The organism is Janthinobacterium sp. GW823-FHT01H08 (assembly GCF_058797855.1).
On the sequence record NZ_CM179504.1, the window covers coordinates 807,623 to 822,326 of the forward strand.

Below are 14,704 nucleotides of genomic sequence, written 5' to 3' on the forward strand. Positions count from 1 at the left end.
CGACTTTGTTATCTTTGACACATCACCGAACAGGAGCACCATGTTTTCACGCAAATTCCATTCTTGTGCACAGCTGATGCTGGCCACCTTGCTGATGGGCTTTGTTGCCGCGTCCCCCGCACGCGCGCAGCAGGCGGCCGTCAAATTGCCGAATGTGGTGATCCTGGCCACGGGCGGCACCATCGCCGGCAGCGGCGCCGACAGCACCACCACCGTCGGCTACACCTCGGCCACCGTGGGCGTCGAGCGCCTGATCGCGGCCGTGCCGGAATTGAAGAAAGTGGCGAATGTGAAAGGCGAGCAAGTGTTCCAGATCGCCAGCGAAAGCATGGGCAACAGCCACTGGCTGGCCCTGGCCAAGCGCATCAACGTGCTGCTGGCCTCGAACGATGTCGATGGCGTGGTCGTCACGCACGGCACCGACACCATCGAGGAAACGGCGTATTTCCTGAACCTGACCGTGAAAAGCCACAAGCCGGTCGTGGTGGTGGGCGCCATGCGTCCCTCGACCGCCATCTCGGCTGACGGTCCCATCAACCTGTACAACGCCGTGATGCTGGCCGGCAGCAAGGAAGCCGTGGGCAAGGGCGTGCTGGTGGCCTTGAACGACCAGATCAACGCGGCGCGCGAAGTGACCAAGACAAACACGTCCACCACCGACACGTTCAAGTCGCCGGAACTGGGCATGCTCGGCTACATCCAGGGCAGCAAGCCTTTCTTCTATCGCCAGTCGACGCGCAAGCACACCCTGGAATCGGAATTTGACATCAGCAAGCTCGACGCTTTGCCCCAAGTGGACATCGTCTACGGCTATGCCAACATGAACCGTGTCGGCATGGACGCCTTCATTGCCGCCGGCGCCAAGGGCATCATCCACGCGGGCGTGGGCGATGGCAGCGTGGCCGCGCAAATGAAGCCGGCCCTGGTGGAAGCGCGCCAGAAGGGCGTGCTGATCGTGCGTTCGAGCCGCGTCGGCCAGGGCATCGTGGCGCGCAATGGCGAAGCCAACGACGATGAACTCGACAGTGTCGTATCCGACACCCTGAACCCGCAAAAAGCCCGCATCCTGCTGATGCTGGCCTTGACCAAAACCAACAGCACGCAAGAAATCCAGCGTATTTTCTACACGTATTGATCATGACCGCGCCAGATTCAGCCTCATTGGCTGAATCTGGCTGATTTACGCTTGCCCGCTTTGCTGCCATACTTCGCTTCTGAATAATTTCCTGGCAGAAGCAGCAACACTGTTCCTTCTCCCCCTGTCCATGGCTATCCTGTCCGACATCATCCTGTATCCGATCAAATCGTGCGCCGGCATCCATTTGCGCGAGGCGGTCCTGACGCGCTCAGGGCTGATGAGCGAGCACGTGTTCGACCGCGAATGGATGGTGGTGGACCCGCAGGGCCGCTTTCTGACCCAGCGCGAGCATCCGCGCATGGCGCTGATCGTGCCATCCATCAAGGCCAGCACGCTGGAATTGCGCGCGCCGGGCATGCTGCGCCTGGAAATCGAGCTGGGCTTGCCGCATCCGCAACTGGCACCGATGCTGGAGGTGCAGGTGTGGGACGATACCGTGCGCGCCTACGATTGCGACGAGGTGACGGCGACATGGTTTTCCCAGGCCATCGGCGTGCCGTGCCGCCTCGCGCGCTTTCACCCGGACGTGGTGCGCGCCACGAGCACCAAATGGACGGATGGCGTTGCCGCCTCGACCATGTTTGCCGACGGCTACCCGGTGCTGATCGCGGGTGCCGCCTCGCTGGCCGATGTCAACGACAAGCTGCGCGCCGCCGGCCGTGAACCGCTGCCGATGAACCGCTTCCGGCCCAACCTCGTCATCGGCGATATCGGCGCCTTCGAGGAAGACTACGCCGCGTTCCTGCAATTGGGCGCGACGACCTTGAAACCCGTCAAGCCGTGTTCGCGCTGCCCGATCCCGTCGGTGGACCAGGCCACGGGCGTGCCCGGCCCGGATCCGCTCGACGTCATGCATGGCTATCGCGCCAAGCCCGAACTCGACGGCGCCATCTGCTTCGGCATGAACGCCATCGTCACCGAAGGCGGTGATGAGCGTATCGTGGTGGGGCAGGACATCGGTTTCGAACTGGCATTTTAAGCATGGCGCCCGTACACAAGGGTTTAAGGTTTCTATGAATCAAGCAATACCGCCGGACCCGCGCATTGCCAGCCTCGAAGCCGAAAACCAGGCCTTGCGCGCGCGCATGGCTTTCCTGCTGGAACAGGTCGAGCGCAACCACGACATCATGTGCCGCCACCAGGCGTTCGACCTGGAAATCGTCAGCGCGTCCACGTTTCCCGAGTTGATCGGCACCATTTTCCGCACCTTGCCCGTGATTTCCGACCTCGACGGCGTCACCTTGAGCCTGCTCGACGAGGATGACGATATCGTGCTGGTGATGGAAAAGCTGGGCGTCGATTTCAGCGCCTTCCCACAGTTGCTGTTCGTGCATGCCGTGGCGGAGCTGGGGTTTACGTCGCCGGTGCCGGCGGCCGAGGGCGAAGCGGCCTTGCCGCCATCGCCGTTGCTCGGTGCCTTCGACGCGGCCGTGCATGGCCCGCGTTTTCCGCAGATCGCATCTCTGCGCAGCGTGGCGCTGGTGCCCTTGTTGCGCAACAAGCGCCTGATCGGCAGCCTGAACCTGGCCAGCAGCGACGTGACGCGCTTTACGCCCGCGCTGGGCACGGATTTCATCAAGCACATGGCGTCCATCATCGCCATTTGCCTGGAAAACGTGATCAGCAATGAAATGCTCAAATACATCGGCTTGACCGATTCCCTGACGGGCGTCTACAACCGCCGCTATATCGACCGCCGCCTGCTGGAAGAAATCGCCCGCGCGCGGCGCCAGAATTATTGCATCTCATGCATGTATATCGATATCGACCATTTCAAGCTGTTCAATGACAAGCATGGCCACCAGGGCGGCGATGAAGTGCTGCGCGAAGTGGCTACGCGCATCCGCACGGAATTGCGCCGCTCCGATGCGCTGGGCCGCTTCGGCGGCGAAGAATTCGTCGTGCTGCTGATCGACGCCGACCTCGACAGCGCAACGTTTGTTGCCGAACGCATCCGCGCCAGCATCGCCGGCACCATGTTCGACTTGCCGGGCAGCGCGCAAGCGTGGGTCAGCGTGTCGATCGGCGTGGCCAGTCTGGACGCGGACGCGGCGCTGCTGCCGATCGAAACGGTGGCGCAGCAACTGGTGGCGCACGCCGACCAGGCCCTGTACCAGGCCAAGGCCGATGGCCGCAACAAGGTCGTCAGCTGGCAGCCGCAGAGCAGCTGAGCAAGATCGGCTGATTATTTCAATAGCAAGGTTTCGGCTTTGGCCACGGCGTCGGCCGTGCCGCGCAGCACCACCACGTCGCCGCTGGCCAGCTGCGTCTCGGGGCTGACATCGAGGCTGCCGCGGCCGCGGCGGATGGCCGTCACAAACGCGCCGCAGCCGGCCACGTCGATCGCACTCAAGGGCAAGTCCACGCAATGCGCGCCTTCGCTGACGGTGACCGTATGCAGGCGCTCCAGTTCGGCATCGTCGCCCGCGTCGCTGGAACCGTGGAAGTAGCCGCGCAGGGACGCATAGCGCTCCTCGCGCGCCGCCTGCACCCGGTGCACCACGCGGCGCAGGGGCACGCCCATCATGATGAGCGCGTGCGAAGCGAGCATCAGGCTGCCTTCCATCAATTCCGGCACGACTTCGGCCGCACCCGCGCTTTTCAGCTGGTCGAGGTCGGTATCGTCGTGGCTGCGCACGATGACGGGCAAGGTCGGCGCCATTTCTTTGAGTAAATGTAATAACTTCAGTGCCGAGGGGGTATTCGCATACGTGATCACCACGGCGCTGGCCCGGTAGATGCCGGCCGCCACCAGGCTTTCACGCCGGCCCGCGTCGCCATATGAGACGTGGGCGCCGGCCAGCTGCGCTTCCTGTACCCGTTCCGGGTCCAGGTCCAGCGCGTGGTATTCGATCTTTTCCTCCGCCAGCAGGGTGGCCAGGCTTTGCCCGCTGCGCCCGAAACCGGCGATCAGCACGTGTTTCTGCGAAGCCATCGTGCGCGTGGCGATCTTCGTCAGGGCCAGCGATTGCATCATCCAGTCGTTGGCGGCCAATTTCATGACGATGGCGTCCGACTTGGCGATGAGGAAGGGCGCCACCAACATCGACAGCACCATCGAGGCCAGCACCACCTGTACGACGAACGGGTCCATCAGCTTGATGCCGCCGGCCAGATTCAGCAGCACGAAGCCGAACTCGCCCGCCTGCGCCAGCGCCAGGCCCGTGCGCAATGACACGCCCGTCGATGAGCCGAACAGCCGGGCCAGGCCCGCGATCAGGGTGAATTTCAGCAGCACGGGGCCGCACAGCAAGAGCAGGACGAGCCACCAGTTGTCGAGCACCACGCGGATATTGAGCAGCATGCCGACGGTGATGAAGAACAGGCCCAGCAGCACGTCGCGGAACGGTTTGATATCCTCTTCCACTTGGTGCTTGAATTCCGTTTCGGAAATGAGCATGCCGGCCACAAACGCCCCCAGGGCCAGCGACAGCCCGGCGCGCTCCGTGATCCAGGCCGCGCCCAGGGTGATCAGCAGCAGGTTGAGCATGAACAATTCTTGCGAGCGGCGCTTGGCGACGATGGTCAGCCAGCCGCGCACCATCTTCTGGCCGAGGAACAGCAGCAAGATCAGCACGACCAGGGCCTTGCCGCCGGCCCAGGCCAGGGTTTCGGCCAGGTTGTCCGAATCGCGCGTGAGGGCGGGAATCAGGATCAGCAGGGGCACGACGGCCAGGTCCTGGAACAGCAGGATGCCGATGATCTTGCGGCCGTGCTCGCTTTCGAGTTCCAGCCGCTCCGTGAGCATTTTCGAGACGATGGCCGTCGACGACATGGCCAGCGCGCCGCCCAGGGCGAATGCGGCTTGCCAGCTCAGGTGGATGTAGGCGGACAGGTAGCGCCCGACGAACCAGCCGAAGACGACGGTGGCGATGATGGTGGTGACCACCTGCGCCATGCCTAGGCCGAAAACGATGCGCCGCATGGCGAGGAACTTGGGCAAAGAAAACTCGAGCCCGATGGAAAACATCAGGAAGACGACGCCGAACTCGGCCAGGGTATGGCTGGCCTCGTTTTCCGCCGCCAGGCCCAGCGCATGGGGGCCGATGACGATGCCGACGGCCAGGTAGCCGAGCATGGGCGGCAAATGCAACATTCTGAAAGCGACCACGCCCAGCACGGCGCTGCCGAGTAACATCAGGGTCAGTTCAAGCGAGGAAAACATGGGTTGCCCGGTACGGTCAATGGAAATCGTTGTTTGTTGTGACTGGCAAGTTTTTTGCTTTCCTAATTCGTTTATACTTTGGGCATGAGTGTAACCCATGAAAAAACAATGCTGAAAGCTTTTGATCGAATTGACATGCAAGCGACGACCGAGCGCGCCGTCGCGCTGGCCCGCACCACCTTGCAGATCGAGTCCGACGCCATCAATGCGCTGCACGCGCGCCTGGCCACGGACGACAGCGTGGGCCGCGCCGTGGCGCTGCTGCTGCAGTGCAAGGGACGTGTCGTCGTCTCGGGCATCGGCAAGTCCGGCCATATCGCGCGCAAGATTGCCGCCACCCTCGCTTCCACCGGCACGCCGGCCCTGTTCGTGCATCCGGCCGAAGCGGCCCATGGCGACCTGGGCATGGTCACGTCGGACGATGCTTTTATTGCCATCTCGTACTCGGGCGAGTCGTCCGAACTGATGGCCATCATGCCCGTCGTCAAGCGCATGGGGGGCGTACTGATTTCCATGACGGGTAAACCGAATTCCAGCCTGGCCCAGCTGGCCGATGTGCACCTGGATATTTCTGTTGAAAAAGAGGCTTGTCCGCTGAATCTGGCGCCGACGGCCAGCACCACCGTCACCCTGGCTCTGGGCGATGCGATCGCCGTGGCCTTGCTCGACTTGCGCGGCTTCAAGGAAGAAGATTTCGCCCGCTCGCACCCGGGCGGCGCCCTGGGCCGCCGCCTGCTGACGCACGTGCATGACGTCATGCGCAGCGGCGAACGGGTGCCGAAAGTACCCGTGGACGCCTCGCTGCTGCAGGCGCTGGAAGAAATGACGAAGAAGGGCATGGGCATGACGGCCGTCGTCGATGCGGACAACCGCCCCGTGGGCGTGTTTACGGATGGCGACTTGCGCCGCATGTTCGAGCGCGTGCAGGACTTCACGCAAGTGGCGATCCGCGACGTCATGCATGCGCAGCCGCGCAGCATCGCGCCCGAACGCCTGGCTGTCGATGCCGTGGCCGTGATGGAACAGTTCCGCATCAACCAGATGCTGGTCGTCGATGCCGACGGCAAGCTGGTGGGCGCCCTGCATATCCATGATCTGACGCAAGCGAAGGTGATCTGATGGAGAGCGTAGCGGACAACCTGGCGCGCGCGGCCAAGGTCAAACTGATGATCTTTGACGTCGACGGCGTGCTTACCGACGGCAGCCTGCATTTCGGCCCCGATGGCGAAATGATGAAAACGTTTAATGTGTATGATGGCCTGGGCATCAAGCTGCTGCAGGAATCCGGTGTGCAGACGGCCATCATCAGCGCGCGCCGCTCGGCCATCACGGCACGCCGCGCGCAAGACCTGGGCATTACCCATGTGCACCAGGGTGGTCACGACAAGCTGACGCCGTTTCGCGAACTGCTGGCGCTGACGGGCTTGACGGAAGAGCAATGCGGCTACATCGGCGACGACGTCATCGATGCGCCCATCCTGCGTCGCGTGGGCTTTGCCGTCAGCGTGCCGGGCGGGCGTCCGGAAGCGCAGGGCCTGGCGCACCATGTGACGCAGGCTGGTGGCGGCCGCGGCGCGGTGCGCGAAATCTGCGAATTCCTGCTGCGCGCCCAGGACAACTATGCGCGCGTCATGGCGCCGTTCCTGGAGTGAGGTGCGCCTTGCCGCCAGTGACCTATGAAAGAGTGAAACCCTATGCGTAAGCCAGGAGGCGCCCATCGCTGGCGCATGATTTTTACCCTGCTGGGCGCGGTCGTCGTCGCGCTGGCCAGCTTTTGGCTGCTTGAAGTGATGAACAAGAATGGCCAGGACATCAAGGCCAGCAAGAATTTGGGTGAACCCGACTATTTCATCACCAATTTCAGCCTGGTGCGCATGGACTTGACGGGTAAGCCCAGCTATATCGTGTCGGGCAACAAGCTCACGCATTATCCGGCCGACGATTCGTCCGATATCGACCAGCCCTTCGTGCGCAAGCTGACGCCGGGCATGCCGCCGTTGAACATGAATGCGGAACTGGCGCATATCGACCAGGACAATACCCGGCTGCAACTGCACCGCAAGGTCGTGATCGACCGCGTGGCCAGTCCGAAGGCGCAGAACCTGACGGTCAGGACGGAAGCGCTGACGGTGTTTCCGGACGAAGAAAGAATGGAAACGGACGTGCCTGTCGATATCCTGACGGGCGCCTCGCGCATCAATGGTATCGGCATGAAGGCCAATAACGCCACCGGCGTGGTGGAAGTGCAGAATGCCTTGCGCATGGTCCTCCCGCCGAAACCGCGCCCGGCCGCGGCGGCAAAATGACAGAATGAAACAAGGAAACCATACTATGAAGAACATCTTGCTGTTGAGCGTATTTTCTCTGGCCCTCATGGGCGTGGCGCATGCCGAGAAGGCCGATTCCGAGAAGGAAGCCGTCATCACGGCGCGTAGCGGCCACGTCGATGACGTCAAGCAGATTCGTACCCTGACGGGCGACGTCGTGCTGGTCAAGGGCACGCTGACCATGAAGGCGGGCCGGGCCCTGATCACGGAAGACCCGCAAGGCTACCAGTTCATCACTTTCTGGGCCGATCCCGGCAAGCTGGCCACGTTCCGCCAGAAGCGCGATGGCGCCGGCGACCTGTGGGTCGAAGGCGAAGCGGAGCGCGTGGAATACGACAACAAGACGGAAGTGGTAAAGCTGTTTTCCAAGGCCAAGCTGACGCGCCTGGAGGGCACGAAAGTGACGGACGTGGCCAATGGCGCCTTCATCTCGTATGACAGCCGCAAGGAAGTATTCAAGATGGAAAATTCCGACAGCGGCACCAGCACCTCCGACGGCGGCAGCGTGCGCATGGTGATCCAGCCGAAGACCAAGGCGCCCGCGGCGGAGAAAGCGCCTGCCACACCTGTGCCAGGAACGAAATAATGGACAATACCCGTTGCGGCAGCACCCTGATCGTTCGCGGACTGCAGAAAACCTATGGCAAGCGGCAAGTCGTGCATGATGTCTCGCTGCAAGTCGAATGCGGCGAAGTGGTGGGGCTGCTGGGCCCGAACGGCGCCGGCAAGACCACCTCGTTCTACATGATCGTCGGCCTGGTGCCGTCGGACGGCGGCAGCATCGACATCAGCGGCGTGGACATTTCCAGCCTGCCGATCCACCGCCGCGCACAGATGGGCCTGTCGTATCTGCCGCAGGAGGCGTCCGTGTTCCGCAAGCTGACGGTGGAAGACAATATCCGCGCCGTGCTGGAAATCCAGACCGTCGAAGGCCGTCCTTTGAAGAAGGCCGAGATCGAGGAACGCCTGGATAAACTGCTGGCCGACTTGCAGATTGAAAAGTTGCGCGAGAACCAGGCGCTGTCCCTGTCGGGCGGCGAGCGCCGCCGCGTGGAAATCGCCCGCGCCCTGGCCACCGATCCCCGTTTCGTGCTGCTCGACGAACCGTTCGCCGGCGTCGATCCGATCGCCGTGATCGAGATCCAGCGCATCGTGCGCTTCTTGAAGGAGCGCAATATCGGCGTGCTGATCACCGATCATAATGTGCGCGAGACGCTGGGTATTTGCGACCGTGCCTACATCATCAACCAGGGCTCGGTACTGGCGTCGGGGCGCCCCGACGACATCATCGCGAACGAGTCGGTACGCCGGGTCTATCTGGGCGAACACTTCCGCATGTAAGCCAATGAAACAATCATTGCAGCTGCGCACTTCGCAGCATTTGGCACTGACGCCGCAGTTGCAGCAATCGATACGCCTGTTGCAATTGTCTACTCTGGAATTGCACCAGGAACTCGAGCAACTGTTGACGGACAATCCCTTGCTCGAGCGCCTCGACGATCCGCTCGACCGTTCGCTGCGCCTGCTGTCCGACGGGGCCTTGAGCTCCACGGCCGCGCCGGCCGAAGCGCCGCCCCAGCCGCCAGGCCAGGAGGCGCCCGCGGCGCCGGCCGAAGCGGAAACCTTTGACGGCGAGGCGGGCGAGGGCCCGGCCGCCGCGGATGGCGGCGACAGCGACTGGAGCGAAGCGAGCCGGGGCAAGGCGCCCGACGACGAAGATTCCCGCCCGCAACTGGAGGCCCATCACTGCACCCTGCGCGAACACCTGATGGAGCAGATGCGCGTGACGGTGCTCGAATTGCGCGACCGCGCGCTGGTCGAGCTGATCATCGACGCGCTCGACGACAATGGCTACCTGGAAGAGTCGCTCGACGACATCCTGGCGCGTCTGCCGGAAGAGCTGGAAATCGATGCCGACGAGATGCGCACGGCCTTGTCGCTGCTGCAAAGTTTCGATCCGCCCGGCGTGGGCGCGCGCAATGCGTCCGAATGCCTGGCGCTGCAAATCAAGCGCTTGCCGCACATTGCCATGGTGACGCGGCGCATGGCCCTCGTCATCGTGGAAAAGCACCTGGCCTGGTTTGCCCAGCGCGATTTCAACAAGCTGAAAAAAGCCCTCGATTGCGACGATGAAGACTTGCGTGAAGCGCAGACGGTAATTCGCCAGTGCAACCCGCATCCGGGCGCCGTGTTCGCTGCGGACGTGTCCGATTACGTGGTGCCCGACGTCGTCGTCAAGCGCGCGCGCAATGGCTGGCAAGTGACCCTGAACAACGACGTCATGCCGCGCCTGCGCGTCAACGCCATGTACGCCAACTTGCTCAAGCAGGGCAAGGGCGAGGGCGCCATGGGTGCACAGTTGCAGGAAGCCAAGTGGCTGATCAAGAATATGCGCCAGCGCTTCGACACGATTCTGCGCGTGGCGCAGGCGATAGTAGAAAGACAAAAGAACTTTTTCTCGCATGGGGCCGTTGCCATGCGCCCCCTTGTGCTCCGTGAAATAGCTGATACACTGGGTTTACACGAGAGTACTATCTCGCGGGTAACAACTCAAAAGTACATGCTGACCCCGCACGGCATGTTCGAGTTGAAATATTTCTTTGGTAGCCACGTCGCCACCGAAGCGGGGGGCGAAGCGTCATCGACGGCGATACGGGCATTGATCGTGCAACTGACAGGAGCAGAAGACCCTAAAAATCCTTTATCCGACAGTAAGATTGCGGACATGCTGGGGGAACAAGGCATGGTGATTGCGCGACGTACTGTTGCCAAATACCGGGAAGCGTTAAAAATTCCGCCAGTGAGCCTGCGTAAGTGTTTGTAAGTTTTTTTCGGTTCCTCTGCGGGCCGGATACGATGGACCGCACGAACCCGATCATCTTTAGGAGTGTGTATGAATCTCACCATCAGCGGACATCATCTCGAAGTGACACCAGCCATCCGTGAATACGTACAAACGAAGCTGGAGCGCGTGAAACGTCATTTCGATCAAGTTATCGATATCGCCGTGATTCTGACCGTGGATAACCTCAAAGAGAAAGAAAAACGTCAAAAGGCCGAAGTCAACCTGCGTCTGAGTGGCAAAACTGTCTATGTGGAAAGCCTGGCGCACGACCTGTATGCCGCGATCGATACCCTGATCGACAAGCTCGATAGGCAAGTGATGAAATACAAAACCAAAGTGCAAGGGCACGGTAAAGAGGCGATCAAGCATCTGCCAGACAGTTCGGAAGAAGAATTCGCCCCCGCCTAAGCGGCCCGCGACTTTCAACCGGCTGTGATCAACTAAGGGCGCACATTGCGCCCTTTTTTGCGTCCAGCGAAACGCAATGTTCGCCGCGCAGGCGCTAGAATGTTTGCACTTTCACTTCTTTCCTGCCTGCCATGAGCGACCTCGTCCAGATTTCCATCCGCCACCGCACGGGCCACATCGTGCTCGACCGTCCGAAAGCCTTGAATTCCCTGTCGCTGGAGATGGTGCGCGCCCTGAGCGCGGCCTTGCTGGCCTGGCGCGACGATCCGCAGGTGGACGCCGTCGTGATCCGCTCCAGCAGCGAAAAAGCCCTGTGCGCGGGTGGCGACATCCGTTTCTTTTACGACGCGGGCCTGGCCACGCCGCAGGGCGGCAGCGCCTTGCTGGAAGATTTCTTTACGGAAGAATATGCTTTAAATCATCTGATTCACTTCTACCCGAAACCGTATATCGCCGTCATGGATGGGGTGGTGATGGGCGGCGGCATGGGCGTGGCGCAAGCGGGGCCCGGCAACCGCCTGCGCATCGTCACGGGCCGCACGCGCATGGCTATGCCGGAAGTCAATATCGGCCTGTTCCCCGACGTGGGCGGCAGTTACTTTTTATCCCGTCTGGCGGGTCAGCTGGGCCTGTACCTGGGCTTGACGGGTTTGACGATCAACGCGGCCGACGCCCTGTACACGGGCCTGGCCGACGTGTATCTGCCCGAGGCGCAGATGGGGGCGCTGCTGGCCCTGTTCGAGTCCACGCCGGGCGAAGGCTTGCCGGTCGCCATCAAGGCGCTGGCGGCGCCTTTCCAGGCCGAGGCGGGCGCTTCCCCCCTGGCCACGGCGCGCGCGGCGCTGGACCGCCACTTCAGCGCGGGTTCGGTGGCCGCCATCATGGCCTCGCTGGCGCAGGATGACGGCGCGTTCGCGGCGAAGGCGCTGGCGGCCATGCGCCTGCGCTCGCCCTTGATGATGTCGGTGACCCTGGAGTTGCTGCAGCGGGGCGCCCACCTGGGCGTGGCCGATTGCCTGCGCATGGAGCGCACGGTGGTGCGCCACAATTTCGAACATGGCGAAGTGCTCGAGGGCGTGCGCGCGCTGGTGGTCGACAAGGACAATACCCCACGTTGGCAGCCTGCCAGCCTGGACGAGGTCGACGCGGCCATGGTGGCGCGCTTCTTTGCGCCCGTCTGGCCGGCGCAAGCCCATCCGCTGCGCCACCTCGACTGATTAAGAACGCTCGCGGTGGCGCAGCACGACTCTTTCTTTGGGGCCGAAATACTGCGCCAGCCGTTCCGCCATGTACACGGAGCGGTGCTGGCCGCCCGTGCAGCCCAGCGCCACCGTCAGGTAGCTGCGGTTGTCGGACTTGAACGACGGCAGCCATTTTTCGATGAAGGCGCGAATGTCGGCCAGCAGCTCCAGCGCGCTCGGTTGCGCGTCGAGGAAGGCGATCACGGGCGCGTCGCGGCCGTCGAGCGGGCGCAGGGCCAGGTCGTAATAGGGATTGGGCAAGGCCCGCACGTCGAAGACGAAATCGGCATCGAGCGGCACGCCCAGCTTGAAGGCGAACGATTCGAAGAACAGGGTCAGCGGCGCGCGCTCTGAGGCGACGATATCCTTGATCCACGCGCGCAGTTTGTTGGCGCTCAGTTCCGAGGTATCGATCACATGGCCCAGCTGTTCGATGGCCGACAGGCGTTCGCGTTCTTCCGAGATGCACTCGATCAGGGTGCGGCGGCTGGCCGGATTCTGGTTCGGACGCAACTCGTGCGACAGCGGATGGCTGCGCCGCGTTTCCGAGAAGCGCGCCACCAGCGAATGCGTGGTGGCTGTCAGGAACATGACCTTGACGTCATGCCCCTGGTCGCGCAACAGCGCGACATTGTGCGGCAAGCTGACGAGCGATTCGGCGCTGCGCGCATCGACGGCGACGGCCAGTTGCGGCGTGCCTTCGTCGAGCAAGGTTTGCACCAGGCTCGGCAGCAAGGCCGGCGGCAGGTTGTCGACGCAATAGTAGCCGGTATCTTCCAGCACATTGAGCGCGACGGATTTACCGGAGCCGGATATTCCGGTGATAAGGACGATATGCATAGCCCGATCATACAATAAAGACCGGCACCGCGCTCCCGATGCAATTATCTTTACAAATTATTGCAATTTGGGCTGTGATATTTCTTTGCTGCACGCGCCAACAATGCTGTCGGATTACGCGGGGCCTTGCCCCACCTCGGCGGCCCCGCTAATCCGACCTACGTTGTTAATCGCCGCTCATTGCCAAACGTTGCCGCTCCATGAACTCCTGCAAGGTATCGATGCCGCGCAGTTGCAGAATCGTGTTGCGCACGGCCGCTTCCAGCAGGACGGCGATGTTGCGGCCGGCGGCGACGGGGATGACGACCTTGCGCACGGGCAGACCGAGTACGTCTTCCGTGGGAAACAGGAAAGGCAGGCGCTCGACTTCCTCTTCCAGCGCGTTGCGGCGCACCAGATGGACGATCAGTTTCAGGCGCATCTTGCGGCGCACGGCCGTTTCGCCAAAGATGGCCTTGATGTCGAGCAAGCCCAGGCCCCGCACTTCCAGCAGGTTTTGCAGCAGGGGCGGGCAGCGGCCTTCGATCATGTTCGGCGCGATGCGCGAGAATTCGACGGCGTCGTCGGCCACCAGGCCGTGGCTGCGCGAAATCAGCTCCAGCCCCAGCTCGCTCTTGCCCAGGCCCGAATCGCCCGTGATCAGCACGCCCACGCCCAGCACGTCCATGAACACGCCATGCATGATGATGCGCTGCGCCAGTTTTTTCGACAGGTAGACGCGCAGAAAGTCGATCACTTGCGCGGCCGGCAGCGGGGTGGAGAACAGGGGGATGTTTTGCTCGTCGCAGATGGCGAGGATGTCGGGCGGCGTTTCCAGCCCTTGCGCGATGATCAGCGCGGGCGGACCGCCGGCGATCAGTTCGCCGATCACGTGGGTACGCGTGTTGACCTTCAGGCGCTGATAGTAGTTGATTTCCTGGTGACCGAAGACCTGGATGCGGCCCGGATGGATCAGGTTCAAGTGGCCTACCTGGTCGGCGGCCGACGAGACGTCGCCCGAGATCAGGCGCTCGCCGCCGGGGAAGCCGGCGAACCAGCCCAGTTGCAGACTTTCACGATTATCGTCGTACAGGCGTTGTATCGTCAGCGGCGTTTGCAACATGGCAGTCTTCTTCAGGAGTGGAGGAATACCTGAAGTTTAACCCGCCGCTTGCAGACTGGGTTGCCAATTGACGATGCGCGAATGCACGGATTTCGGTTCCGGATCCGTGGCCAATGCCGTACGGAAGGCGTCATCGGAAAACATTTCGGCGATTTCCGACAGGATTTCCAGATGTTGCTGGGTGACATGATCGGGAATCAGCAGGAAAAACAGCAGATTGACGGGCTTGCCATCGGGCGACTCGAACGGAATCGGTTCGGCCAGGCGCACGAAGGCGCCCAGCGGCGATTTCAAGGTCTTGCTGCCCTTGACTCTGCCATGCGGCACGGCCACGCCATGACCCAGACCCGTCGAGCCCAGACGTTCGCGGGCAAACAGATTGTCCGAGACGGTAGAGCGGGCGATGCCGTAATTGTTTTCGAAGATCAGGCCGGCTTGCTCGAAGGCGCGCTTCTTGCTGGAAACTTCCAGATCCAGCAGGACGTTTTCGAGGGATAATATTTTGCTAAGATTAGTCATGACACTCAATGAAATGGTGCAATGCGCAGAGGGCTTGCGAGCCGAATTATAGGCCTGTTTTCGCGGCCTGTAACGCCAATTCTCAACAGTATACGTCCGCTGCGGGCGCAGTGGGCGCT

General features: G+C 62.1%; 15 protein-coding genes. 11 read left to right on the forward strand and 4 right to left on the reverse strand.

The window, feature by feature from the left end:
• Window positions 1-40: 40 nt before the first annotated feature.
• From AC3RCG_RS03585 to AC3RCG_RS03595, 3 genes are all read left to right on the forward strand, one after another.
• Window positions 41-1,135, forward strand: coding sequence for a type II asparaginase (locus AC3RCG_RS03585; RefSeq protein WP_121668345.1), 1,095 nt, complete (start codon window positions 41-43; stop codon window positions 1,133-1,135).
• A 130-nt stretch (window positions 1,136-1,265) separates the two neighbouring features.
• The gene (locus tag AC3RCG_RS03590) at window positions 1,266-2,117 is read left to right on the forward strand and encodes an MOSC domain-containing protein (RefSeq protein ID WP_070292352.1); all 852 of its coding nucleotides are present in this window, start codon (window positions 1,266-1,268) and stop codon (window positions 2,115-2,117) included.
• Window positions 2,118-2,151: 34 nt separating this feature from the next.
• A complete protein-coding gene (locus AC3RCG_RS03595) occupies window positions 2,152-3,309 on the forward strand; it encodes a GGDEF domain-containing protein (protein WP_492404228.1) in 1,158 nt (385 codons plus the stop codon).
• Window positions 3,310-3,323: 14 nt separating this feature from the next.
• On the opposite strand, the gene AC3RCG_RS03600 is transcribed toward AC3RCG_RS03595, so the two are convergent.
• Entirely contained in the window at window positions 3,324-5,303 is a 1,980-nt protein-coding gene (locus tag AC3RCG_RS03600) for a monovalent cation:proton antiporter family protein (protein WP_070221655.1), read from the reverse strand.
• 84 nt (window positions 5,304-5,387) lie between these two features.
• Here AC3RCG_RS03600 and AC3RCG_RS03605 point away from each other — a divergent pair, with 84 nt between their 5' ends.
• From AC3RCG_RS03605 to AC3RCG_RS03640, 8 genes are all read left to right on the forward strand, one after another.
• Window positions 5,388-6,422, forward strand: a complete 1,035-nt coding sequence (locus tag AC3RCG_RS03605; RefSeq protein WP_070292466.1) for a KpsF/GutQ family sugar-phosphate isomerase — start codon at window positions 5,388-5,390, stop codon at window positions 6,420-6,422.
• The gene (locus AC3RCG_RS03610) at window positions 6,422-6,955 is read left to right on the forward strand and encodes a KdsC family phosphatase (RefSeq protein ID WP_070221654.1); all 534 of its coding nucleotides are present in this window, start codon (window positions 6,422-6,424) and stop codon (window positions 6,953-6,955) included. Before AC3RCG_RS03605 ends, AC3RCG_RS03610 begins: the two co-directional genes overlap by 1 nt.
• 42 nt (window positions 6,956-6,997) lie before the next feature.
• Entirely contained in the window at window positions 6,998-7,609 is a 612-nt protein-coding gene (gene lptC / locus AC3RCG_RS03615) for an LPS export ABC transporter periplasmic protein LptC (RefSeq protein ID WP_070221653.1), read from the forward strand.
• 25 nt (window positions 7,610-7,634) lie between these two features.
• Entirely contained in the window at window positions 7,635-8,216 is a 582-nt protein-coding gene (gene lptA, locus AC3RCG_RS03620; RefSeq protein WP_070221652.1) for a lipopolysaccharide transport periplasmic protein LptA, read from the forward strand.
• Complete coding sequence (lptB, locus tag AC3RCG_RS03625; RefSeq protein WP_034753325.1) at window positions 8,216-8,971, forward strand: LPS export ABC transporter ATP-binding protein; 756 nt, start codon at window positions 8,216-8,218, stop codon at window positions 8,969-8,971. Before lptA ends, lptB begins: the two co-directional genes overlap by 1 nt.
• Window positions 8,972-8,975: 4 nt before the next feature.
• A complete protein-coding gene (locus AC3RCG_RS03630; RefSeq protein ID WP_070221651.1) occupies window positions 8,976-10,454 on the forward strand; it encodes an RNA polymerase factor sigma-54 in 1,479 nt (492 codons plus the stop codon).
• Window positions 10,455-10,523: 69 nt separating this feature from the next.
• Complete coding sequence (hpf, locus tag AC3RCG_RS03635) at window positions 10,524-10,883, forward strand: ribosome hibernation-promoting factor, HPF/YfiA family (protein ID WP_070221650.1); 360 nt, start codon at window positions 10,524-10,526, stop codon at window positions 10,881-10,883.
• A gap of 131 nt (window positions 10,884-11,014) precedes the next feature.
• Window positions 11,015-12,100 carry an enoyl-CoA hydratase/isomerase family protein gene (locus AC3RCG_RS03640; RefSeq protein WP_070221649.1) on the forward strand — a complete coding sequence of 362 codons (1,086 nt, stop codon included), beginning with the start codon at window positions 11,015-11,017 and terminating at the stop codon, window positions 12,098-12,100.
• Here the strand turns inward: AC3RCG_RS03640 and rapZ are convergent, their stop codons facing one another.
• The 3 genes from rapZ to AC3RCG_RS03655 all read right to left on the reverse strand — a co-directional run bounded on the left by rapZ (window position 12,101) and on the right by AC3RCG_RS03655 (window position 14,585).
• Window positions 12,101-12,964 (reverse strand): RNase adapter RapZ, encoded by an 864-nt coding sequence (gene rapZ, locus AC3RCG_RS03645; RefSeq protein WP_070221648.1) that lies wholly within the window; start codon window positions 12,962-12,964, stop codon window positions 12,101-12,103.
• 166 nt (window positions 12,965-13,130) lie between these two features.
• Entirely contained in the window at window positions 13,131-14,066 is a 936-nt protein-coding gene (gene hprK, locus AC3RCG_RS03650; protein WP_034753337.1) for an HPr(Ser) kinase/phosphatase, read from the reverse strand.
• 36 nt (window positions 14,067-14,102) lie between these two features.
• Window positions 14,103-14,585: a PTS sugar transporter subunit IIA gene (locus AC3RCG_RS03655; RefSeq protein WP_034753339.1), complete on the reverse strand. Its 483-nt coding sequence runs from the start codon at window positions 14,583-14,585 to the stop codon at window positions 14,103-14,105.
• Window positions 14,586-14,704: the final 119 nt, after the last annotated feature.

Coding starts and splice junctions, on each gene's coding strand:
- AC3RCG_RS03585 (WP_121668345.1), top strand. CDS start 41: ATGTTTTCACGCAAATTCCATTCTTGTGCACAGCTGATGCTGGCCACC.
- AC3RCG_RS03590 (WP_070292352.1), top strand. CDS start 1,266: ATGGCTATCCTGTCCGACATCATCCTGTATCCGATCAAATCGTGCGCC.
- AC3RCG_RS03595 (WP_492404228.1), top strand. CDS start 2,152: ATGAATCAAGCAATACCGCCGGACCCGCGCATTGCCAGCCTCGAAGCC.
- AC3RCG_RS03600 (WP_070221655.1), bottom strand. CDS start 5,303: ATGTTTTCCTCGCTTGAACTGACCCTGATGTTACTCGGCAGCGCCGTG.
- AC3RCG_RS03605 (WP_070292466.1), top strand. CDS start 5,388: ATGAGTGTAACCCATGAAAAAACAATGCTGAAAGCTTTTGATCGAATT.
- AC3RCG_RS03610 (WP_070221654.1), top strand. CDS start 6,422: ATGGAGAGCGTAGCGGACAACCTGGCGCGCGCGGCCAAGGTCAAACTG.
- lptC (WP_070221653.1), top strand. CDS start 6,998: ATGCGTAAGCCAGGAGGCGCCCATCGCTGGCGCATGATTTTTACCCTG.
- lptA (WP_070221652.1), top strand. CDS start 7,635: ATGAAGAACATCTTGCTGTTGAGCGTATTTTCTCTGGCCCTCATGGGC.
- lptB (WP_034753325.1), top strand. CDS start 8,216: ATGGACAATACCCGTTGCGGCAGCACCCTGATCGTTCGCGGACTGCAG.
- AC3RCG_RS03630 (WP_070221651.1), top strand. CDS start 8,976: ATGAAACAATCATTGCAGCTGCGCACTTCGCAGCATTTGGCACTGACG.
- hpf (WP_070221650.1), top strand. CDS start 10,524: ATGAATCTCACCATCAGCGGACATCATCTCGAAGTGACACCAGCCATC.
- AC3RCG_RS03640 (WP_070221649.1), top strand. CDS start 11,015: ATGAGCGACCTCGTCCAGATTTCCATCCGCCACCGCACGGGCCACATC.
- rapZ (WP_070221648.1), bottom strand. CDS start 12,964: ATGCATATCGTCCTTATCACCGGAATATCCGGCTCCGGTAAATCCGTC.
- hprK (WP_034753337.1), bottom strand. CDS start 14,066: ATGTTGCAAACGCCGCTGACGATACAACGCCTGTACGACGATAATCGT.
- AC3RCG_RS03655 (WP_034753339.1), bottom strand. CDS start 14,585: ATGACTAATCTTAGCAAAATATTATCCCTCGAAAACGTCCTGCTGGAT.